The sequence below is a fragment of the Rhodopirellula halodulae genome, from assembly GCF_020966775.1.
Lineage (GTDB): Bacteria > Planctomycetota > Planctomycetia > Pirellulales > Pirellulaceae > Rhodopirellula > Rhodopirellula halodulae.
In genome coordinates this window covers 48,703-71,239 of record NZ_JAJKFV010000001.1, presented here as the reverse complement: position 1 = coordinate 71,239, position 22,537 = coordinate 48,703, and the positions used below count along the sequence as shown (strand labels likewise).

The following is a 22,537-nucleotide window of genomic DNA, read 5'->3' as shown; positions in this document are numbered from 1 at the left end:
AATCCCGAAGACTAAACTGGCCGTCATGATAACGCACCATGTCCGAATCGGTTTCGCAGGCGATGTCTTCGCGGCACGGTCTTCACGTGCGATTCAGCGTGGACGTCGTGTTCTGGTGCGGACGCCGCGAGGGGTGGAACTCGCCGAGATCCTTTCGACCTGCGACGACACCCCACCAACGTCGCTGGAGGTCCTGCGGCCCACCACGCCCAACGATGATCTTCTGATCGAGCGACTGCAACGGCACAAGGTTCGCGCCGTTCGCGAATGCCAATCCATTTTGTCCGAGAGCGAATCCACCGCGGTCTTGTTGGATGTGGACCAGCTTTTTGACGGTGGAACGTTGGTGCTGCACTTTTTAGGCGAGCCCGATGCACTGGGACGCGAACTGACCGATGCGATCGTTCGCCGCTACGAAGCGGAAGTCAAGAGCATCGAACTGAGCGACCTGATGCAAACCGGTTGTGGCCCTGGATGCGGCACCGCCGAGGCCAGTGGCTGCGGCGGCGGTTGTTCCAGTTGCTCAGGTTGCGGCATTGCCTCAGCGAGACAGAAACAATCGCTTCGATAGGACACGTGGGGCCCGGATTTCCAACTGCGTTTGGTCATCCTCGGTCAAATCACCGTTGTCTGGAACGCTATCCAAATCGAATTGATCGGTTTGGACCACCTCCGCGTTCAGCGTCTTCAGCCCGCGTGTGTCGACGCGCGCGGTCAGGGTGAGCTGCACACTTTCGCCGGCACCGAGTGCCCCCACATTCCACAAACCAGTGGCCGGATCGTAGGTTCCTTGCTGAGGCGAGGCCGGCGGAATCAACGTCAATCCATCCGGCAAACTGGATTCGATCACCACACCGGTCGCATCCGAAACGCCACTGGCATTGGCGGCGGTCAACGTGATGGTGATCGTCTCATCCAACTCGGGTTCTTCGTTGTCGACCGATGCACTGACGCTGATGTCGACCACGCGAGGCGTGATGCTCACGGAGGCGAGATCATCTTCATCGGCGTTTGCATTGTTCGGAGTGCTGTCCGGATCAATCTGGTCCGACGCGATGATCTCCGCCACGTTGTCGACAGTTCCCGATGCTTGAACCGTCGCATTGATTCGTAGTGTTGCGGACTGGCCGCTATCAAGCTGCGACACCGTCCAAAGTCCGGTTTGAGGATCGAAGTTTCCTTGCGAAGCGATCGCATCCACAAACTGCACCGAACTCGGCAACAGATCTCTGAGGACCACGTTGGTTGCCGCGTCATTGTTGGCGTTGGTCAGAGTGATCAAGTACTGAATCGTGTCACCTCGATCGGGATTTGATGTATCCACGCTTTTCGTCAATGAAAGATCGGCACGGGCAATCATCAACAGTGCGGAATCGGCATCGTCTTCGTTGACGTCGCCATTGCCGAAGGTGCTGTTGCGATCCGGCTGATCGGCTGAGGTCACTTCCGCAAAATTCAAAATGCCATCCCGCAAGATTTCGTCCGTGATCGCATCGCGGTTGACCGTGGCATTTAGCGTCAACGTCACGGATTCGTTGCTGGGGATGCTTGGAATCGTCCATGTTCCGGATTGAGGGTTGTAGCCGCCGTTGGCCGTCGATGACGAATCAAAGATCAAACCCGCGGGCAATGCATCCGCGACCTGAACATTGGTTGCGGTGGATGGCCCCGTATTGGAAACCGTCAGTTCAAACTCCACCGAATCGCCAAGATCAAATCGGTCGCCATCGACGGTTTTTGATAATGCCAGATCAATCAATTGAGCCTGCACATCCACCGCGGCACGATCGTCCTCGACTGGATCGGTCTCGCCATTGCCGGGCGTGCTATCGGGGTCACGTTGGTCACTGGCGATGATCTCGGCCACGTTGGACAACGTCGCCTCGGAATTGACCGTTCCCGTGAGCGTCAAGGTTTCGCTTTGCCCAACCGCCAACTCATCGATCATCCAGATCTCAGTCGCGGCGGAGAACGTGCCGACACTGACGCTTTGATCTGCCAAAGTGAATCCAGCGGGAAGGTAGTCCCGAAGCTGGATTCCGGTCGCCGGATCAGGGCCACTGTTGGCAATCGTGACCGTGAACGTGACCGAATCACCAAAGTTCGGCGTCGCATCGTCGACGGTTTTTGTCACCGACAGGTCGGCATTGGCCAAAGTTGCAATGGCCGACGCCGTGTCATCTTCGCCATCGTCCAGCCCACTGTCAGGCGTGCTGTCCGAATCCGCTTGATCCGCCGCAATCACTTCCGCACGGTTGATGAGTTCCTCGACGTCACCGATGGTGCCGATGATATCGAGCGTCACCGTCTGTCCGGCAGCCAAATCACCAACCGTCCACAAACCGGTCGACGAGTTGAAATCACCCGCGGGAGATGACGATGTGAATGTGAATCCGTCGGGCAAGGTGTCTCGAACGACGACGCCCGTCGCGTCATCAGGGCCGCTGTTTTGCAACGACAATGTGAATGTGACCTCACCACCAATCGCCGGATGTTCGGGAGCCACCGTCTGTGTCAACGAAAGATCGATCACTGGCGTTGTGATGCTCGCAGTGGCCAGATCGTCTTCCGCGGCGGCATTGTTGTTCGGCGTTGAATCCACGTCGTCTTGATCGACGCTCACCACCTCAGCTCGATTGACCAAGGTGCCGCGTTGATCCACCGTGGCGATCAACGTCAGTGTCGCGGAGGCGTCGTCGGCCAACGCATCAATGGCCCATTCCCCCGAGGTCGAATCGTACAGACCATCGGTCAGCAGGCTGGAGACCAGCGTGAATCCGGTCGGCAAGAGATCCTGCACCACCACGTTGGTCGCCGTGTCGCGAGAAGTTGCCGTGTCGCCATCATTGGTCACGGTGACTGTGAAGGCGACTTGGTCACCCACATTGGGTGCCGGGTTGTCAACGGATTTCGACAACGACAAGTCGATGAACTCGACTCGAGCCGTCACGCTCGCTTGATCGTCTTCGCTTGCTTCGTTGTTGTCTGGCGTGCTGTCCAAATCCACCTGGTCAGCCGCGATGACTTCGGCTCGATTGATGATGTTCGGCAGATCAGCGGTAACGTTGTTGTTGACCTGAACATTGATCGTGAGCGTTGCGGACTCGGAAGCAGCCAAATTGCCAATCGTCCACAAGCCGCTACTGCCACTGAAACTTCCATCGCTTGCCGTCGCGTTGACGAACGTCAAACCAGCGGGGAGGTTCTCCTGGACAATCACTCCGGTGGCATCATCCAAACCATCGTTGCGGATCACCAATTCGTACTGCAACGTTTCGCCCAACCGTGGCGTCGCGTTGTCGACGTTTTTGAACAGAGCCAAATCAATCTGCTCGGCTTGCAAGCTCACCTCGGCGTGGTCGTCTTCTGCGAGCTGACCGTTGCCGGGTGTGCTGTCCGGATCGGGTAACGTCGCTTGAATGATTTCAGCCGCGTTGGTGATCGTTCCGCGAATCAGGGTGGTGGCAACGATTTCTAGCGTTGCCAAGGAAGGTGTTGCCGTTCCCGTCGAGGAATCCAAACCGGGAATGGTCCATCGCCCGGTCGTCTCGTCGTAGGTTCCAATGGACTCCGTGGCCTCGACAAATTGTAGCCCGGCCGGCAGCACATCCGACACGACGAACTGCCCCGAATCATCGCCGCCGTCATGCCGCGCTGTGATGGTGAAGGTCACATTTTCGCCCACATCCGCGTTCAACCGATCCACTGTTTTGGTCAACGACAAATCCGCGCGAGCGGGAAGAATCGCGATGGAGGCTTGGTCATCTTCCGACGCATCCTGATTGTCCGGGGAGCTATCAGGATCGAACTGCGCGGCTTGAGTGACTTCCGCGGTGTTGGTGATCGTGGCCAACAAGTCGGTTCGCGACGGATCTAAGACCGCCGTCAAAGTCAGCGTCTCACTGCCGCCTTCCGCCAACGAATCGATCGACCAAATGCCCGTGCTGCTGACGTAGGTTCCCGAACTGGTTTCGAAGTCTTGTAGGATTAGTCCGTCGGGCAACACATCGGTTACTTGCACATTGGTGGCGGTCGTGATCGGAACGGACGTCGTCGAATCCGCGTTGGACAGCGTCACCGTGTAAACGATGCTGTCGCCCGGTGCGGGGTTGGATATCGAAACGGCTTTGGTCAGTTGCAAGTCAATGGCGTTGGGTGTGATCACAACCGAAGCCGTGTCGTCCTCGTCTGCCAATCCACCATCGGGTGTGCTGTCCGGATCCGCTTGATCCGAGGCGATGATGGTCGCTGTGTTCGTCTTCGCCCCCAAGCTGTCAACCGTCGCCACGATCTGCAACGTCGGCATCACGGGAATCGGATTGACCGCGGACGGCGCATCGACATCCCCCACCGTCCAGACTCCCGTGGTTTGATCGTAGTTCCCCGACGTGGCCGAGTTGGTCACGTAAGTGAATCCGGCTGGCAATACGTCGCGAACTTGCACGCCCGTCGCGTCGTCCGGACCGTCGTTGTCGACACGGATGGTGAATGTGATTGTCTCGCCCACCGTGGGTGTGTCCGTCGACGACGTTTTGGTCAACGACAAATCTGCCGTGGGTGTGACGATCGTTACCTGATCTTGATCGTCTTCATCGATCAAGTCGTTCATCGGGGTGCTGTCGCGGTCGAACTGAGCCGCCGCCAAGACTTCCGCCACGTTGGTGAACTCGCCCGCTTGATTCACGCGAGCCACAATTTGCAATGTCGCTTGCGAGCCCACGTCCAACGATGCGATCGACCAACGACGTGTCGCGGTATTGAACGTCGTTCCCGAGCTGGCGTTGTGGCTGACCAGCGTCATGCCCGTTGGCAAACGATCCTCCACCAGGATCCCCGTCGCCGTGCTCAACGTCGCATCGGTCGACGCATCCAACGAGGTGTTTTGCAAGGTCAACGTGAACGTGACTTCATCCCCGACATTGGGTGCCACATTGGAAACCGCTTTGTCGAGTTGCAAATCAACCCGCGTCGCCGTGACCACCGCCGAGTCTTGATCATCGTCGGCCAACACGTCGTTGTTGCGAGGACTGTCATCGTCGCGCTGCTCCGACGCCGTGATTTCAGCAACGTTGGTTTGCGGATCCAAACTGGTCAATTGGCCGGTCACTCGCAAAGTCGCTGATGCCCCAACCGCCAAATTAGGAATGGTCCAAATTCCAGTTCCTGGAGTGAACGTGCCATTGGATGTGGTCCCAGTCACACCCGTGATCCCATCAGGGATGCGGTCGGTGACCTCAATTCCCGTTGCTGGATCCGGACCATTGTTGGTCACCACAACATCGAAGGAAACATTTTGATTCACGTTCGGATTGGTCGTGACCAACGTCTTGGTCAATTCCAAATCGGCATCACCGGCGTTGTCAAAATTCTGAACGATGATGTTGGGACCGACGGTCCCCAGCAAATCAGCGATCGCGTCGTAATCAGGTCCACCACTGACGTCGAGCTCAATCGCACCGATCTGAGTCAGGTCCGCACCGCCGCCACTGACCACCTGGAAATCGGTGAACGGGATGTATTCGATGGAGGTGGGTTGGGTCGGCAACGCAGGAATGGTCAATGTGGCTTGGCTGACCCGCGATTGCGTTCCCGCATCACCATCATCGCTGTACAAGCGGATGACCGCGGTACCGCTCGTGACTGAACCGATCACAAATCGAAATCCCGATGCGGAACCAGCACTGGTCAGATCGATCGCCCCCAATCCATCGTCGTTGATCGTTCCCGCGTCGTCCCCGCCACCGTCCCAAATCACACGGCGACTGCCGTCCGCAAATCCGTTGGCATCAAAGCTCAGCAAGTTTGGCGAGACCGCTTGATTGACACCAATCGCGATCGTGCCGATGTCGTTGGTGCCACCTTGCGTCTTGTTGACGATCAAATCACGAGAACCACCAATCGCCTCCGCAGCCGCCTGAGTCGAGGTGACTGGAGTCGAATCAGTCGCGGTGTCCTCCACGCTTTGAGTCGTTTGAAACGAATCGATGGTTTGAAACGTTTGCCCAGCAACCTGCGACGCGGTCACCGTGATCAGCGGCGACAACTGTTGCTGCAGAGAACGTCCCGCATTCATTTGTGCAGGCTGCAATACGAAATAAGAACCTTCGGTCACTCCCGTGAACTGATAATTGCCGCTGGCATCCGTGACCGCCATGTTGACTTCGACGTCACCCGCGTTGGGCTCGAAAACTCCATCGCCGTCGTCTCGATACAGATCCAACGCAACGTCTTCGAAATCGCCTCCAAGGAAGCTGTCGGTCACTTGGCCCCGAATTGTCACCAAGTCCGACGCGACCGCCAACAACCGCCGACTTTCCAACGATTCCAGCAGCAATCGCCGCCATCCTCGGGCAGCAGACGATCTCGTTCTCAGTTCTCGACGCCTTCGGAAAGAACGGATTTTCATTCTCGGTGCTTTGATGGGGGACCGAACTAGCAAGCGAAACAATACGGCACACAGAGAAGATATGCGGCCTACGCTAGCTAGGAAAGATATCGCGTTCGATTGACGACGTGATCCGTCGCGTTCATCGGTGGCCCCACGGCATCTTGAAAGCGCGACTATTCTGGGAACGATTGCTGCAGATAGTCATGAGCCATGCCAGGAAGCCGCAGCGGAGAGGTAACTTCCGGATTGGCTACGTTTCCGACTTCGCCTCGCGGCCCCAAGATCCGCAACCGAGGCTCAACCAACGAAATCTCCACTTGCAAACCGAGGAACCGCCGATCTGCGGCTTCTTCGCTCGGAACGAGCAGAGCTTGCTCGCGAAGGTAGTCGGCAACCGCGATCACACGTGGGCGAATTTTCGCGTCCGTTAGGTCGCGCCCATCAAAGCAACCAGAATCACTCACCGAGACGTCGCACAACGATAACAACGTCGGTAACAAATCGGCGTGGCTCGTCGTTGCCGCGACCGTTTTGGGTACCACATCCGGCCCAACAATGATCGCTGGCGTTTGCGTTTGAACCGCAGACAATCGAGTCCCATGGCCAATCGTTCCGTCGTCCAAAAACGATTCGCCGTGATCCCCAACGACGGCAACGATGCAGTCTTGCCGTTGCAACAGCGGAGCCAGAATGCGATCCACGCTTCGAGCCGCATTGCGATAGCGATTCCAAACCGCTGGTCGATGATTCGGTCCAAACGGGAGCGGGTAGTGACGCGATGCGGCCGGTTCATCTTGTGTGACGGACAAATCCACCTCAAAAGGAGCGTGAGTCGCGTACAGATAGAGCACAGCCAGCCGCGGCCCGCGATTTTCAGATTTTGCCAAGAACGATCGACAGGCCTGGATTGCTTCCTGATCCGAACGCAAACCTTCGAAGGGACTGATGTTGAAGGCGTCATAAACCTCCTCGCGAATGAACGCATCCATTTGAAAGGCCGCCCAATCTTCCGCGGCACCAAAGAATCCGCACTCATAGCCGGCTTGATGGAACAACCGATTCATCGCAGGAGCGAACCGGACATCCGCTCGATAGAACCAGATCGCATCCAGCCCGTTCACCAACGAAAACAGCCCCAGCGAACTGGCGTTCCCGCCAGAAAAGTGATTCCTCAACCAAACTCCACGCTCCGCCGCCGTGTGCAAGTTCGGCATCACTTCCGCATCGACCACCTCCGGCCGCAGAGACTCCACCACAACCAACAACACATCCGCCGACGAAGTCTCCACTCCCGATGTCCCAACAGCGGACGCAACGTTGAAACGCATCGCCTGGGCTCGCCGCTGCACAGCAGATTCGCGAAGCACCAACGGCAACTCTCCCTCGACGAATTCCTCCGCAACGACGGACGACCGCGGATCAAAACATCCGAAAACGCAAAACGGATGTCGCGAAGGTTCCGCGTGCATCGCAGCCAACGTGCTGGGCCAATTCCAACACGCTGGCGCAGCCAACAACAGCACCGCCATAGCCCACGCAACGGAAGCTCCCATCAAACTGAAACGGTGTTGCCGACGACACAGCCACTTCGCCGTTCGATCCGCCAGCGTCAAACCCAACCAAGTCGCCAACGCGATCAGAGAGATCGCAACAACGAACCGCAAGACCATCGCGAAAGTCAGATACGGCAACAGCCCGAGCGTACGCTCTCGAACCAAATTGAAGAAATCGCCCGACAGCACATGCATCGCCGCCCACCGATACACCACCAAATCCAACAAGATCAGGTACCACCAAGCAGTCATACACGGCACCACCCAGAACTTGCTTCGCGACAAAATGCCAAGAACATATAGGAGCAGCAGCGGTGAAGAAGCTTGAATGACTCGCCAAGCGGCGATGTGTATCACCGCTTCGTTTCCCAATGGCACCAAGAACAACCCGTGGGTTTGCCGGCCAAGCGTCATCAATACTGCAATTGCGAGCAACTGCCCCCACAGCAAACTTCGCCAACCCAGATGTAAATGAGCTGAGCTTTCGGGACGCAACCATCGCACGAACATCAACAATGCACCAGCACGAATCACAACGGAGTACAGATTGCCAAGCACACGTCGATCATGGATGTTCGGCTGCCTGCTCGTGCCATTGCTTCCGGAGATGGATCCATCCGACGGTTGAGAGGGGCAAGTAAACAACTCCTTGCATGAACAAGAAAGCAACACTCATGCCCATCACGCCATATTGAAACCCGCTCCACCAAAACAAAAGACCGCTAAGACAACAGCCGATCAAATTCAGAATCAAATACGGTGATTTTCCGTGCGCATGCAGATAGAGCCACTGAAATTCAAAAACCAGCGCCATCCACAACCCAATGATCAGCAGGGCAGTTGGTTCTGCAGACAGAAACCGATGGGCATACCGACAATCGAAGTAACCCAAACCGAACACTCCGAGCAAAAAGATCGCTCCAAGAATGAACATCAACGCTAAAGCAATCTTGCCGACTCGAAAAAAAATCCGGTCAAGCTCAGCGTACTCTTTCCTAGCGATCAAAACCCCAAAATGCGGAACCCTCGTTCGGACCCACGATGAACAGGCCATGCGAATCGACTGCACAATGTTCCAGGTCATCCCGAACTGCCCAGCAGCAACCGAATCTTGATACCGAAAGAGAATCGGAAGCATCACATCTGCATTGAAATAGTGAAAAAATCCTTTCACCATCATTTTGGACTGAAACGGCCATATCTCCTGCCGCCAAGCAACCTTCGCGTGCATTGGTGATTTTGTAAACGCATAGAAGAAACGCGGAAACTTACCCAACAGCCAACCAACCTCACAAACTAAACGAACCGCCGTCGCAATCGCTGGGACCCAGAGCTCAGCTCCAAGAGGAATTGCAAGCCAAACAAACGCACTTCCCGCAACCCCTCGCAGCAAATTCAGCTTGTGAATCTCGCGAACTTGACCGCACCCCTCTAGCACTGCCAGGAAGGGAATCAGTGCGAACGCGATTGACGAGAGACCAACCAATGTTAACCAAGGCAACCTCCAATTGATCACATCGGCAGCCGGATCATCAGAGAAAAACCATAGCCCAAATGCACTCGCCAGAATTGCAAATGACGCGGCGAGAGCCACCTGAACCAACACCGAAATGCGTATCAAATGAGTCAAGCGGGAGACAGCATCCTTCTCACCAATCAAACGCCGGTGTTCATCCAGGTCCAAATCGCTCCATAAATGACTGGTCATCGTCACGATCGTCTGCGGAAATGCTAGTTCAAAGAACATCTGTAGCCCGATCACAGACCAAAATGTCATATAGAACCCTTGGATCTCCGGCGAGAAGAACTGAACCACCAACCAGAGCGTCACAGGCCCGGAAAGGAATTGCCAGTAGCGTGTTGCGACGGCATAGAACGTCGCGCGGTCCACCTCCAATCGATTCAGAATACGTCGCGGCCAAGACCGTTGCTCCGCAGGAACGTCATCGTTCATCTCAGCGAAGCCTCTTCAACAAACGGGGCGTTTGATTGCTCGAGTGACAATTCAAGAGACTCAACCTTGCCACTGCAGCTATATTCGAACAATTGAGCCAAATCCAAAGCAATCTCCGATTCAGAATCTTGTTGGATCACGATCGGGTGCGACACCATTGTGTCGAAATCACCCCGCACCTTCATAATCGGCGTTTCATTGCTCGGTCGATTCAACTTGAGTCGAAGATGTGCGTAACGAGAAGGCTGCCATGAGCCATTCGCCAGCGAGAGTTTCGTCACCCCATTCGCGTCGTCGATCATGAGTGGTTGATACAACCGGTTTCCGTCGTTGCCCACCTTCCGCTCGATTTTTTGTTCGCCCTGCTCATCAAATGTGTTTGCGTGAAGCGCAACCGGTGCGAATGCAATCCGCCGCAACAATTCGTTTGTTCCCAGCTTTTCAAAGAATGATGGCGACACCTCGCTCGCGAGTGCAACCGAATGAATTGCGTCCTCATCGCCAGATTCCGCCTCCAGCGGTAGGCAAGTGACGCTTCTTGGACTGGATTCTAACATTGGCATCAACATTCCCAGTGATGGCTTCTCTCCCCAAGGAAATGCCAATTCTGGAAGCACATCAGCGATCGCGTCACCCGTTAGATCGGGTAGATAAAGATGTCCTTCCGTCGACCTTTCCAACTCAGAAACAACGTCAGTACGCAATCTTGCGATCGCAAGCCGTTCTCGAATCTGCTCACGGAGCTTGCTGTTTCGGCAGACGTCACGATCCAAAAACGGCAGATCGGCTCGCGCCCCCAACTCCACAACCCCGTGTCCAAGCAGTGCAACCGCAAGAATGCAAACGATCATTTGCGTTGTTAGCCAATAAGATCGCTCGCGAGCAGCAGTTCTGTTCCAGAACCCTTGCAAACCAAGTGCAACGACCAAACAAAACCAAACATAGGCGGGGCCGAGATACTTCGCCGCAACGATGTAGTGGATACCCGGCATGGGTCGCCCCAAACAAACCATGGCTGAGATTCCTAAGACAATCATGCCCATGGCCAGAGCTGTCGCCTTCAGTTCTCTTGACAATCCACGAACACAACAGTTCAACGTAATGCCAGCGACAACTGCAACCGAAACGAGGAAGGGCACCAACAATCCGACTTTGTCAAAGTGATGCGGCAAGGGGAAAAACACGGTTGCAATCAAAGTTGACACGAACAACCAGAACTGCAGAACAAACCCTGAAGCTGTGAGCGGGTCATCCGTCAAAGTCATGAACTCTTGGTTACCAGGAAGCGAATAGGCGTACGTGTAGAGGAGCACCGAAATCGTCACTACAGCAACGACAGACAATACGTACGGAGCACCTTCATTTACCACCTCCTTCACTGCTTCTGTACCTTGCTGAGAAAGCAATCGAGACAATCCAAAGACAATCGCAGCGCATGGCACCCAATACCCACTCGGATTCATGAAACAAGCCACCGCTACCGCACCGACGCTACCTAGGAAGTACCGTTTCCGCCTTGTCATTCCCCAACGAACCCAAGCCCAACACGCTAGTAGGCCACAGGTCGTGATCTGCATGTATTTTTGCAGGATGTAAGACCCTGCCGTGAATTCACCCCACAGAGACCAATTGATGCACAAGAACAGGAACGAGAATGTGCAGATTCGATTGAGTCCGCAAACACGAAGCAGAATGCAACCTGAGTAGAGCATCATCACAAACGAAAGGAGGACCCCCAAGTTGTATGCGAACGGTTCCCCCGCGAACGATTCGTAGAAAACGGAGTACTCCAAACGCAGCAATGGGAGCACGTGGTCATTGTGAGTTGACAACAACGAAATTGGAAACTCTCCATCCCGGGCCACTTCAACCATCGTGTAGTCGTCGCTCTCAAAGAATCCCCAGAACAAAGTCCTCCAGTCGTAAAGCAACACCGCGACAACAGCCGACGACGCCCAATTCAAATGCTCCGACCACGTCCATCGAGCAGATGACAGGCTCGCCGAAGTCGGAACCTCGATTGTCTGGCTCAGCCAATCATGCAATCGCCGCCAATAGAACCGCTCAGCACTCGATCGCAGCGACCACAGAACTACGGCGACGCCGCCTCCCAACAAGCAAATTGGGATGAGCAGTGGCTGCAGTTTGGCCGCCAACAAGCTTGCCGTCTGCCCGTCACCAATAGCAATCACCTTCGTCGCCCACTCGTCCGGAACGAAGGATAACAAGCCAGAAAAAATCGCTAGCCCGGCAACGGAAGCAGAAATCCAAGGAAAAGAAGGGTTCGAACCGTCACTTTCTTCATCTCGCACAACACGAGTTCCTTTCTTGTCGAATACGACGAATTGGATCGGAGCGACGATTGCCCGAGCTCACTGGGAACGACGACGCCAATCGTCCAGCCACTTCAATTACGTCGATCAGAAGGGTTGATCGAGCCCGTCCACCACGAGAAGCAGCCGCTTTTCGTTGCGAAAAACAGTGTGTGTACGTTATACTTGGTAACCCGATGAAACTCACTCGGTCTCTTCACCAACCTCATCTGCCAATTCATCCAACCGGTTTGAAGAAATTGTTTCGCGGCGTCTCGTTGCCGCGAAACAAATTGCCCTTCGTTTCGACCAGATTTGTTCCCACCGAAGTCGCAACCCCACCGAGGGGGACTGCTATGCAATCTTCCAGCAACCTCGATCGAACAAACGATGAGCGAGAACGAATTCGCCCGATCATCTGCCAACCACCATACGCTCGAAGGCTCCCGATGATAGCCAGAACCCTTTTTGGGGCACTCGTCAGTTTCGCAGCCATTAACAGCCTGCCAACTCGATCGGCATCTGCGTACACGCCCTTTGACCCGAAGGTCGTCAGCATGGTGGACAGGGGTTTGGTCTACCTCGAAAACGCTGACGCCCAAGAGTACCACTACGGAACAGCCGGGTTTGCTGGGGGATTGGGAGAGCGTGCCCTGGTCGCGTACACCCATTTTAAAGTCAAGCACGACCCCACGGCTCCAGTGGTTCAGCAAGGAATTGCGGCTGCCAGAACAATGGTGGGCGTGATTCGAAGTGGAAAACGCAATGCCCCGGGCATTAGCTTTGAAGTGTATTCCACAGCCGTCGCAGTCATGCTGCTGGCGGAGGTCGACAAAGAGAAATACAAATCGGAACTCAAAACGCTCCAAAGCTTTCTTTACGAGCTGCAATACCCCAACGGAGCTTTCAGCTACATCGGCCACAAGACTGGTGACATTTCGCAGACGCAGTATGGAGTTCTCGCCATTTGGACACTGGACCATGCGGGAATACCACTGGACTACAAACGAGTAGCCGCCTGTGCCAAATGGCTGATCCGTGTCCAAGACCCCAGCGGCGGATGGCCTTACCAAGCCCAAGACCCGGGCCAAGGTCGTCCGAATATGCGTCAGACCGATGTCTATCCCGCAATGGCCTACGCGGGCGGAAGCAGCATCCTGATCGCGGGCGATGCGTTGCGTTTGTGGGGGGATGCCGCTCGGACTGACATGTCAGCCTTCCCCGGTGCACCCAAGGCAATCAAACTTTACGTTCCAGACGAGAATGCTGAACGACGCAGAGGTGTCACTGTCAGCGATGACAAAGTCCTCAATGCCATCAAGGCATCTGATCAGTATCTTGCGAGCAACGAATACAAACGCAAAGCGAAAGACTACTACTACTATCAGCTCTACACCCAAGAGCGTTACGAAAGCTTCAAGGAGATCGCGTTGGGAAACAAACCCGACGAAAGCCCTTCCTGGTACAACCAGGGTGTCGAAGCTCTGATGGGCTACCAAGATCCCAAGACAGGCGGCTGGGGAGTGGAAGACGCAGACCATTCCGGACCAGTGGCTGGAACTTGCTTCGCAATCCTATTCCTCATTCGAAGCACCCAAAGATCGATCGCTGCAGCGAGCACCGGAAGCCTCGCCGGCGGGCAAGGCCTTCCCAAAGACACAACAAAAATTCGTCGCGAAGGAGCACAGATCAAAGGTGAACCGGTTGGACAATCGGTGGTCGACTTGTTGTCGGCGTTGGAGGACGATGGCAACTCGGCACTCGAGGGCAAATCCCTTCCCGAAGACATGCAACTGGCGACCGATCCGAAAGAGCGACGAGCTCAGCTGGATCGACTGGAACGACTGGTCCGCGGCAGCCAGTCCTATCAAGCTCGACGCGTGGCGGCCCGCCTCCTTGGCAAAAGCGATGAAATGCGAGTGGTTCCGGCATTGATCTTCGCATTGAGCGATCCGGATACGTCCGTTCAACGCTACGCGCGCGATGGACTTCGGTTCATCAGCCGGAAGTTTGAAGGATTTGGGATGCCAAACAAACCGACGGACGTGGAACTCCGCCAAGCCGAAAAAGCGTGGAAAGAGTGGTACCTCACCGTCAATCCCAAGCACCTGTTCGTTGATGATTGATTTGTGATCGGGATGATTGATTTGTCACTGGCAATAACCAGCTGACGACGGCTTGCATGCTCTAACCGGGCGTGCGTTTTGATTCGATCGCGGTTTGAATCCAAACGGCGAACTGCGATGCGATCGCGTCGGCCTGATGGAACTGCTGCAGGTAATCATCGACGCGACTCCAACTCACCGTCGGCTCAGTGATCTGTTGCTCGATCAGGCGAGGCAAGTCGTCCAACGATTCGCTGCTCGTCACGCCAGCGCCCGATCGCTGCAAAAACTGGTCGTGATCGGAAAGCGATACGATGGGAGTGTGAGAAGCGGCAGCTTGTAGCAGCACATTTGGGAACCCCTCGTGCCGAAGACTGCCAGTTGAAACGAACGTCCGCGCGGCCCCAAATACGGCTGGCATCTGCTCAAAGGGAACTCGATCGATGAGTTCCACATTGCTCGGCACCGACTGCCGGACCTCAGCCTCCACTCGTGGATCAAACGGATTGACGATCATCTTGATCGATCGATGAGGCAACTTTTTCGCCGCCTCCAACATAAGCTTTGGTTGCTTGTGAAAATCATCGTAGCGCCCAACCCAAAGCACATCGAATGGGGCCGCTAACGACTCGGGCACGTCGACCTTCCAAGGAGGACGCCACTCCCTGCAATCAATCGGATTGCGAGCAAGTAAACCATCACGATGAAACACCTCGCGAAGACGGTCCAATTGCCATTGGCTTTGACAGACAACGTGATCAGCCTGCAACAATGCGTACCGACGAGCGGACGCAGTGTCACCGCACTCATTCTTGTATTCATCGTCGCCCAACAAACCATCCTCAAGCCCCGCATTGGACCGAATGCACACAAAACAAGGCGTGCGTTCCCGGTCCGCCGTAGCAACCACGCGAGAGCTGGATGCCGTCACACCAAAAGCGATCCAAGCATCGACAGCTTGATCGAAAAGTCGTGGATCGGGCAACGAATCGACCGGATCGCGAGAGCGAAACGGCCTCGTCGCCATCAGAAGGGGGAGCTGCCACAGAAGCTTCGGCGAAAACCTCTTGATTCGTTTAGCCCCGAAGTCCACGCACTCCCCCACTTCGTGTCGGATCGCTTTGAAACGCTGGACGTGAATCGCCAAACGGACACCGTCCACCTCCTTTGGCCACGGCTGACTGCCATTGCGTGCAGCAGTCGCCTCCACAAAACAAACGGGCTCGATACCAGGCAACTTCGCCATGTGCCGAGCCAACGTCCAGATTGCTGTTTCCAACCCTCCAAACGATTCACCGTACTTCGGCTTTCCTGGAGAGCGTCCGCCAGCAAGGCCTCCGGAATCATCCGTCGGCACGATGGCCGGAAGCGCGTGCCACGCGACCAACCCGACGCGAAGAGGTCTGGAAACCATGGAACTGCGATTCGCCAATTTTACTGGTCGACGATAGACTGTGAGACGTTACGAACCATTGCATGATCAGCGACAGAAATGAACGACAAGTCCTCCGCAACCGCCCACAAGATCTCGCGAAAGGTTCCGCCGCTTCGGATTGGCGATTTGGTCATTGACCCGCCGATTTTGCAAGCACCCATGGCGGGATTCACCAATGCTGCGTTCCGGCACATTGTACGTGAATTCGGTGGCGCCGGGCTGCTGGCCACCGAAATGGTCAACGCCCGCGGGTTCGTGTGGTTGGACGAAAACGAAGCCGAGCACCCGGACCGATTGTGGGGGGTGGCCGAAGAACCACGACCTTTGGCGGTTCAAATTTGGGACAACGACCCCGAGACCATGGCCAAGGTGGGCAGGCGTTTGGCGGAAGAATATCGCGTCAGCGTCGTCGATATCAACTTCGGATGCCCGGTTCGGCAAGTCACCGAAAAGGCCCACAGCGGCAGTTACCTGCTTCGCGAACCCAACCGCATGCACGCCATCATTTCGCGGCTGGTGGAAGTCTGTGCTCCCACTCCCGTAACGGCAAAAATCCGGCTGGGGTGCAATCGAGACAATATCAATTGCAACGAGATCGCCCACGTGGTGGAAGAAGCCGGTGCGGCCGCGCTCACCGTTCACGGCCGAACCGCCGCGGACATGTTTCGAGGCAACGCGGACTGGGACCGCATCAGCGAAATCAAATCCCATCTCCGCAACATCCCGCTGATCGGCAATGGTGATCTCGACAGTGCCGAAAAAGTGGTTGCCGCGTTTGAGCAATATGATGTCGATGCCGTGATGATCGCTCGCGCCTGCCTCGGTCGTCCGTGGCTCTTCGCACAAGCCGCCGCGGCACTTCGTGGTGACCCCGTTCCCCCCGAACCCACCTTGGCGGAACAACGCGATGTCATGCTCAAGCACTACGGCTTGGTCGTGGATCGCTTTGGCGAAGAAAAGGGCACGGTACTGATGCGCAAGTACGCCTGCTGCTACGCCCAAGGCAAACACGGTGCCCGCTACTTCCGAACGCACGTCGCGAAAGTTTCCACGCTCGAAGAATTTCACTCCGTGGTCGAGGAATACTTCCCGCTTCGTGATCCGAAAGAAGAAGTCGAATCCGCCACCGCGAGCTGACCACCCCAGCGGATCGGTGTGGCCGGAGCCCTGTTAGCCGGGATTGCCCAACATAGATTCAACGTAGGCCGGAAAACCTTGCATGTCCTCCGGCAAGTCGCCCGGCCCCAAGATCAACGGTCCATCTTCGTCATCCGCCGGCAACACCCCGTGGCTACCGCGAACCAAGTTGGAATCCAACGGGATCACGTCCATCTTGTACCGCATCCCCGCTTTCTTCTGCGCCAGACGTGCTGCCGCGCGAAGTTTGCTGGTCATGAACAACTCACAGGGGTCATAGCCGGGCTTGCGGTGGATATCGACGGTGCGTGCAAAATCCGGTGCACGATCGTCACTGAGCCAGTAGTAGTACGTGAACCACGCATTCGGCTCAGCCAATGCGATCAACTCGCCGCTGCGAGGATGATCAAGCTGAATGTCACCGGGATCCACCACCGCCGCGATTCCTGGTGTTTGCTCCAGCGTGTTTCGTACCTCGGCTATCAACTCCGACTGACGCACATAAACATGGGCCAACTGGTGATCCGCCACCGCGAACGCATGGCTTTCGCCGGGCAGCAACATCTCACCGAATGGACCATTGCGAACCTGCAACCAGCCGGAACGACGGAGAACGCGATTGATATCCACCGGAGTATCCACCGGGACCAATCCGTATTCACTGACGACGACGACCTTCGCACCAATCTCTTCTGCGGCAGCGATGACCTTGGCCGCGGCAGCGTCCACCTCGGCCACGCGGGCTGGATCTTGGTGCGAAAAACGCTGGTAGTCGTAATCCAAATGCGGCAAATAACAAAGCGTGAGCTGCGGTTGCTTGTCTCGCATCACCATGGCCGTCGCATCCGCGATCCATTGACTCGATGCGATGCCAGCCGCTGGGCCCCAGAACGCGAAGAAAGGAAAGGGGCCGAGCCGATCGGTCAACTGGCACCCCGTCCAATCCAGCACGTCAAACTCTTTGCTGCCATCGCAACCGTAATGCGGTTTAGGCGTGGCCCCCAACTCAGCGGTAGTGGTTTGATTGAACCACCAAAACATCTTGGCCGTTTGATAGCGATCGTAGACCACATCGCCCTGAACCAATGTTCGTGACTGCTGCCAAAAGCGGACTTCTTGCGTGTCACGGTACAGCCAACCATTGCCAACAACGCCGTGATCACGGGGTGAGATACCGGTCAACATCGTGGCTTGGCTGGTACAGGTGACCGCCGGCACGGGACTCCTCCAAGGCCGATGATTTCCCAAGGCAGACAGATTCGGAGCGTGCGGGAGCAGCTTTGGAGTCAGTCCAACAACGTTCAGAATGCAAAGTTTTGTCACGTAAGCCTACTTTTCTGCGAGTTCAGCCGCTTTCGGTGAATTCATGCCGGTTCACTGGTGACAAACCCCCGACGCATCACCGAAGGATGCATTATCCTATGGCCCATCTCCCCACCATTTTGGTTCTCAACCATCCTTCGTACAGGAGTCTTCATGTTGTTGTCAAAGCTCGCTCGTTCTAGCTGGCTAAGAATCGTGACGCTGTCGGTCGCCATCGCATTTGTGGGGGGAGGTGCCGCATTCGGGCAAGACGAAGTGGCTTCGGAAGATATCGTGACCGAGACTTCCGAACCCGCGACGACGGCAGCGGATCCGACCGAAGAGGCCACTGCAGAGGCCATCGGATTCGATCAACAAGTCGACGATTTGTTTCGTCCGGTAGCCGACACCTGGGGCGGATTCGTTTTTTGGGGCATCGAACTGCCTTACGCCGGTGAACTGCCAATTGTACTGCTGCTACTCGTCGGTGGAGCGATGTTCTTCACGCTCGCCTTCGGGTTCATCAACCTTCGGCTGTTTCCTTTGGCCATCGAAGTCGTTAGCGGCAAATACGATGACATTGAAAAGGCCGGGCAAGACATCCCCAAGGGTGTCGAAGTCATGGAGGTCGATGGGGACTTGGTCGATACCATCCGCGACGAGGGAGAAGGCGAGGTGTCTCACTTCCAAGCACTCGCCACCGCGGTTTCCGGAACGGTTGGACTGGGCAACATCGCGGGCGTGGCGGTGGCCATCGCAACCGGCGGTCCCGGCGCAACCTTCTGGATGATCGTCTGCGGTCTGCTCGGCATGTCGACCAAGTTTGTCGAGTGCACGCTGGGCGTGAAGTACCGCGACGTCGACGAGAACGGGATCGTGCACGGCGGACCGATGTACTACCTCAAAAAAGGCTTGGCTGAACGCGGCATGGCACCGGTCGGCAAAGTCTTCGGCGTGTTGTTTGCGATCTTTTGCATCGGCGGCTCCTTCGGCGGGGGCAATGCTTTCCAGTCCAACCAAGCCGCCCAGCAAATCAAGTCCTTGCTCAGCTTGCCCGACACAGGTGCCGCGGGAACGATCATCGGCCTGGTGATGGCGGCCTTGGTGGCCATCGTCATCATTGGCGGGATCAAGCGGATCGCGAAAGTGACCGAGAAAGTCGTTCCGCTGATGGCGCTGATGTACGTCATCGCCGCGTTGGGAATCATCTTGATGCACATCCAAAGCGTGCCGTGGGCGATCGGACAAGTCATCTCAGGTGCGTTCACGATGGAGGCCGGCATCGGCGGCTTGATTGGCGTGATGGTGCAAGGTTTTCGCCGAGCGGCATTCTCCAACGAAGCAGGTGCCGGATCGGCCGCCATCGCTCACTCGGCAGTCAAGACTCGCTATCCAGCATCCGAGGGCATCGTTGCTCTGCTGGAACCTTTCATCGACACCGTTGTGATCTGCACGATGACCGCGATTGTGATCGTGCTGTTCAACGCCGACGGAGCCTTTGAATGGGGACAAGTCGAATCCGGCACGGTACTGATGGAAGGCGTTCGACTGGGAGGCGTCGACCTGACGTCGGCCGCTTTTGATAGCGTGCTTCCTGGGTTCCGCTACCTGCTGACCATCGCGATCATCCTGTTCGCTTTTTCGACCATGATCTCGTGGTCTTACTACGGACTGCAGTCTTGGAAGTACCTGTTCGGACGCAGCCAAGCCGCTGACCTGAGCTACAAACTGCTGTTCTGCATCGTGGTTGTGATCGGTGCAGCGGCATCGCTCGGATCAGTCATCGAGTTCTCCGACGCGATGATTTTCGCGATGGTGTTCCCCAACATGATCGGTCTGTTCCTGCTGTTTCCAAAGGTCCGCGAGGAATTGCAGGCGTACCTGAAGGCCTGCGGCAAGAGCTAGCGGTTACTGGCGATAGCCGCCAAAAGACTGTTCAGCGAGTGCTGCCCGAGCGGGGGCGGCATATGGGCGGATCACAGCTATGGGTGAGCCGGTTTGCCGGAGTGAACATTGCCAAAGCGAAAAGCATTGCCGGAGTGAACCCAGCTCAGCAGGCCCCGCAATACTGACTCGACCGATACAAAACCGACCGAGTCGTGACCGGGGTCGAATCATCGCCGAAAGAGAGGCCACAGACCGGGCGATGAAAAGAAGAAAGTGGTTAGAGGCGGGCTCGAACCGCCGACACCGGCCTTTTCAGGGCCGTGCTCTACCAACTGAGCTATCTAACCGAAGAATTTGCGGCATTTCGCCAAGTATAGTTGCCAATCGCTCGCTTCAAAAGAAACAAGTTCGTCGGCGACAAGTAAGGAAAGTACGCTATGATGGGTGCTGGCGTCAATCGGCCTCTTCAAAACACTTTTCTCGCCCGGCGATTTCCTCGCCCATTGCTCCAAGGTTGACCATGGCTTCTTCCGATCTGGATGTGATCGACGAACCACAGATCGATGAAACAGCTGGCAATGTCAGTGAAAAACAATCCGACAAAACTGCAGCTTCCGAAGAGCTCACCGAGCTTCAGCAGCAGCGGTTGGCGGAGCGGGAGCGTTTGCGGACCAGCAAGTTCGACATCGTCACCTCGCTGTTCATGGCGTTGATCCTGTTCATCGGCGCCTTTGTGTTGATGCTGTTCATCGTCTGGTTGACGCTGCGGATGCCAGAGAAAGTCAAATCCTTCCCGCCGATCGAGGAAAACGCGGCCGGTCGTGCTGACAACGCCGAGGGATTCGAACGCGACTTTGAACCGCCGGGAGCGGAAGAAGTCGAGGAGCTGATGGAACCCACCCTGCAGGACACCATCGAAGCCGTCACCGATGCGGTCAGCAGCGTGGCCGGTGCCCTGGACACGATGAACACCAGCGCCACCGCGACCACGGCCGGATCCGGCAAAGGTGACAGTCGTCCACCGGGTCCCGAAGGCGAAGGCGAAGACATCATCCCGCGATTCGAACGTTGGCAGCTGAACTTTTCGGCCAAAGGCATCAAACCCTACGCCAGCCAATTGGATTTCTACGGCATCGAGCTGGGAGCCATCGGCGGAACGGTCCAGGGCGTCGACTACGCCAACAACCTGGCGGGTAGCCCCAAGTCTCGTCACACCAACGACAGTGAATCCGAGAAACGCCTGTACTTCATGTGGACCACTCCCAGCCCACTGATGCAGTTTGACCGAACCCTGCTGACTCAAGCCGGGATCAATGTCACCGGGCGTCAAATGCTGAAATTCATACCCGAACAACTCGAAAACGAACTCGCCCACATCGAGCTCGAATACGCTCGCGAAAAAGGGCATCCCAGCGTGGTGTCCATCGCGAAAACGGTGTTCCAGAGCACCGCCAGCGGCAGTGGCTACCAATTCGAGGTGGTCGAACAACGATATCGCAAAGGCAAATGACGTGAAATTTTTGTGAGTCGGACCACAATGGACACGCATGCGGATGCGGCTTTTACGCAGATAGTTATCATGCGATGCACCTGAATCCGCTGAAGCAGCCGTCGCCATCGATCGTGGACGATCCGATCTCCGCCCACTCGACTTCCTCGTCGCTCCTCTCCAAACGCGTCTTTCAACCTCGACCGAACAATCGTCTCACTCTGACAACCAATCCACTCTCTCAGACTGACCATAGGAAAAAACGTTGTTGCTCGCCGAAACTTCGCTGTACGAAATCATCTCCAACTCGACGTATGCGGCGTTGGCTGCCGTCGCGCTTTGGGGCCTGTATCAGATCGTGATTGTGTGGACCCGAGTTGGTCAGAAACGGTTTAAAACCGAAGAAGAACAAGACGCCTTCATGGACGACGTCGAACAAATGCTTCGAGCCGGTGACTACGAAGGGGTTCACGAATACTGCGACGGCGACACGCGAGCGATTCCGCAGATGATCGACATGGCCGTCGAGAACCGAGCCGAAGGGTTCAAACGAGCCAAGCAAATCATGATGGACCGATTCCAACGGGACGTGATGAGCGACATCGAATACCGGTTAAGCTGGGTCAGCACGGTGATCAAAAGTGCCCCCATGATCGGGCTGTTCGGAACGGTTTTCGGGATGATGGGTGCGTTTAAGACGTTGGCCACTGCCGAACAAGTCGAACCATCCGCGTTGGCAGGTGACATTCAGGTCGCACTGGTCACGACGGCCAGCGGTTTGGCCATCGCGATTCCTTTGATGCTGTTGGTTGCCAACGTGATGATCCGCATCGCGAAAATGGAAGACTTGGTTGGCTCGGGTCTGCAACGCTTCTTCGATGCTTTCAAAACGGGTTTGGCAAAAACACAAGGCACCGCGCCAGCCCAAACCGCTGCCCCAGCGACCGCTGAAGCCGTCACCGCCGGAGTTTGATC

General features: G+C 56.1%; 12 protein-coding genes and 1 tRNA gene. 6 read left to right on the top strand and 7 right to left on the bottom strand.

Annotation, left to right across the window (positions count from 1 at the left end; all coding sequences use genetic code 11):
* Positions 1–25: 25 nt before the first annotated feature.
* The gene (locus LOC70_RS00235; protein ID WP_230251249.1) at positions 26–571 is read left to right on the top strand and encodes a hypothetical protein; all 546 of its coding nucleotides are present in this window, start codon (positions 26–28) and stop codon (positions 569–571) included.
* On the opposite strand, the gene LOC70_RS00230 is transcribed toward LOC70_RS00235, so the two are convergent.
* The 4 genes from LOC70_RS00230 to LOC70_RS00215 all read right to left on the bottom strand — a co-directional run bounded on the left by LOC70_RS00230 (position 542) and on the right by LOC70_RS00215 (position 12,123).
* Positions 542–6,406: a DUF11 domain-containing protein gene (locus tag LOC70_RS00230; RefSeq protein WP_230251247.1), complete on the bottom strand. Its 5,865-nt coding sequence runs from the start codon at positions 6,404–6,406 to the stop codon at positions 542–544. The two genes, LOC70_RS00235 and LOC70_RS00230, sit on opposite strands and share 30 nt — an antisense overlap.
* A gap of 155 nt (positions 6,407–6,561) precedes the next feature.
* Entirely contained in the window at positions 6,562–8,499 is a 1,938-nt protein-coding gene (locus LOC70_RS00225; RefSeq protein WP_230251246.1) for a sulfatase-like hydrolase/transferase, read from the bottom strand.
* Positions 8,500–8,506: 7 nt separating this feature from the next.
* Positions 8,507–9,757, bottom strand: coding sequence for a lipopolysaccharide biosynthesis protein (locus LOC70_RS00220; RefSeq protein ID WP_315857177.1), 1,251 nt, complete (start codon positions 9,755–9,757; stop codon positions 8,507–8,509).
* Between the two features lie 134 nt (positions 9,758–9,891).
* Positions 9,892–12,123, bottom strand: coding sequence for a hypothetical protein (locus LOC70_RS00215; protein ID WP_230251242.1), 2,232 nt, complete (start codon positions 12,121–12,123; stop codon positions 9,892–9,894).
* 533 nt (positions 12,124–12,656) lie between these two features.
* Here LOC70_RS00215 and LOC70_RS00210 point away from each other — a divergent pair.
* On the top strand, positions 12,657–14,333 hold the full coding sequence (locus LOC70_RS00210; protein WP_230251241.1) for a hypothetical protein: 1,677 nt from the start codon (positions 12,657–12,659) through the stop codon (positions 14,331–14,333).
* Positions 14,334–14,394: 61 nt separating this feature from the next.
* Here LOC70_RS00210 and LOC70_RS00205 read toward each other — a convergent pair whose 3' ends face one another.
* A complete protein-coding gene (locus LOC70_RS00205; RefSeq protein ID WP_230251239.1) occupies positions 14,395–15,726 on the bottom strand; it encodes a glycosyltransferase family 4 protein in 1,332 nt (443 codons plus the stop codon).
* A gap of 78 nt (positions 15,727–15,804) precedes the next feature.
* Here LOC70_RS00205 and dusB point away from each other — a divergent pair, with 78 nt between their 5' ends.
* Positions 15,805–16,884 (top strand): tRNA dihydrouridine synthase DusB, encoded by a 1,080-nt coding sequence (gene dusB / locus LOC70_RS00200; RefSeq protein WP_230251236.1) that lies wholly within the window; start codon positions 15,805–15,807, stop codon positions 16,882–16,884.
* Between the two features lie 33 nt (positions 16,885–16,917).
* Here dusB and LOC70_RS00195 read toward each other — a convergent pair whose 3' ends face one another.
* The gene (locus LOC70_RS00195) at positions 16,918–18,207 is read right to left on the bottom strand and encodes a nucleotide pyrophosphatase/phosphodiesterase family protein (RefSeq protein ID WP_230251235.1); all 1,290 of its coding nucleotides are present in this window, start codon (positions 18,205–18,207) and stop codon (positions 16,918–16,920) included.
* Positions 18,208–18,360: 153 nt separating this feature from the next.
* Here LOC70_RS00195 and LOC70_RS00190 point away from each other — a divergent pair, with 153 nt between their 5' ends.
* Positions 18,361–20,091 carry an alanine/glycine:cation symporter family protein gene (locus LOC70_RS00190; protein ID WP_230251233.1) on the top strand — a complete coding sequence of 577 codons (1,731 nt, stop codon included), beginning with the start codon at positions 18,361–18,363 and terminating at the stop codon, positions 20,089–20,091.
* Positions 20,092–20,347: 256 nt separating this feature from the next.
* On the opposite strand, the gene LOC70_RS00185 is transcribed toward LOC70_RS00190, so the two are convergent.
* Positions 20,348–20,420: transfer RNA gene (locus tag LOC70_RS00185), tRNA-Phe, on the bottom strand.
* Positions 20,421–20,593: 173 nt separating this feature from the next.
* On the opposite strand from LOC70_RS00185, the gene LOC70_RS00180 reads away from it, so the two are divergent.
* Together LOC70_RS00180 and LOC70_RS00175 are read left to right on the top strand one after the other, a co-directional pair.
* Positions 20,594–21,583 (top strand): hypothetical protein, encoded by a 990-nt coding sequence (locus tag LOC70_RS00180; protein ID WP_230251231.1) that lies wholly within the window; start codon positions 20,594–20,596, stop codon positions 21,581–21,583.
* A gap of 244 nt (positions 21,584–21,827) precedes the next feature.
* A complete protein-coding gene (locus LOC70_RS00175) occupies positions 21,828–22,535 on the top strand; it encodes a MotA/TolQ/ExbB proton channel family protein (RefSeq protein ID WP_306796893.1) in 708 nt (235 codons plus the stop codon).
* Positions 22,536–22,537 lie beyond the last annotated feature (2 nt).

Bases quoted from the DNA above. Each gene is read 5' to 3' on its own strand.
- dusB (WP_230251236.1), top strand. From the start codon at position 15,805: ATGAACGACAAGTCCTCCGCAACCGCCCACAAGATCTCGCGAAAGGTT.
- LOC70_RS00210 (WP_230251241.1), top strand. From the start codon at position 12,657: ATGATAGCCAGAACCCTTTTTGGGGCACTCGTCAGTTTCGCAGCCATT.
- LOC70_RS00205 (WP_230251239.1), bottom strand. From the start codon at position 15,726: ATGGTTTCCAGACCTCTTCGCGTCGGGTTGGTCGCGTGGCACGCGCTT.
- LOC70_RS00180 (WP_230251231.1), top strand. From the start codon at position 20,594: ATGGCTTCTTCCGATCTGGATGTGATCGACGAACCACAGATCGATGAA.
- LOC70_RS00190 (WP_230251233.1), top strand. From the start codon at position 18,361: ATGTTGTTGTCAAAGCTCGCTCGTTCTAGCTGGCTAAGAATCGTGACG.
- LOC70_RS00230 (WP_230251247.1), bottom strand. From the start codon at position 6,406: ATGAAAATCCGTTCTTTCCGAAGGCGTCGAGAACTGAGAACGAGATCG.
- LOC70_RS00235 (WP_230251249.1), top strand. From the start codon at position 26: ATGATAACGCACCATGTCCGAATCGGTTTCGCAGGCGATGTCTTCGCG.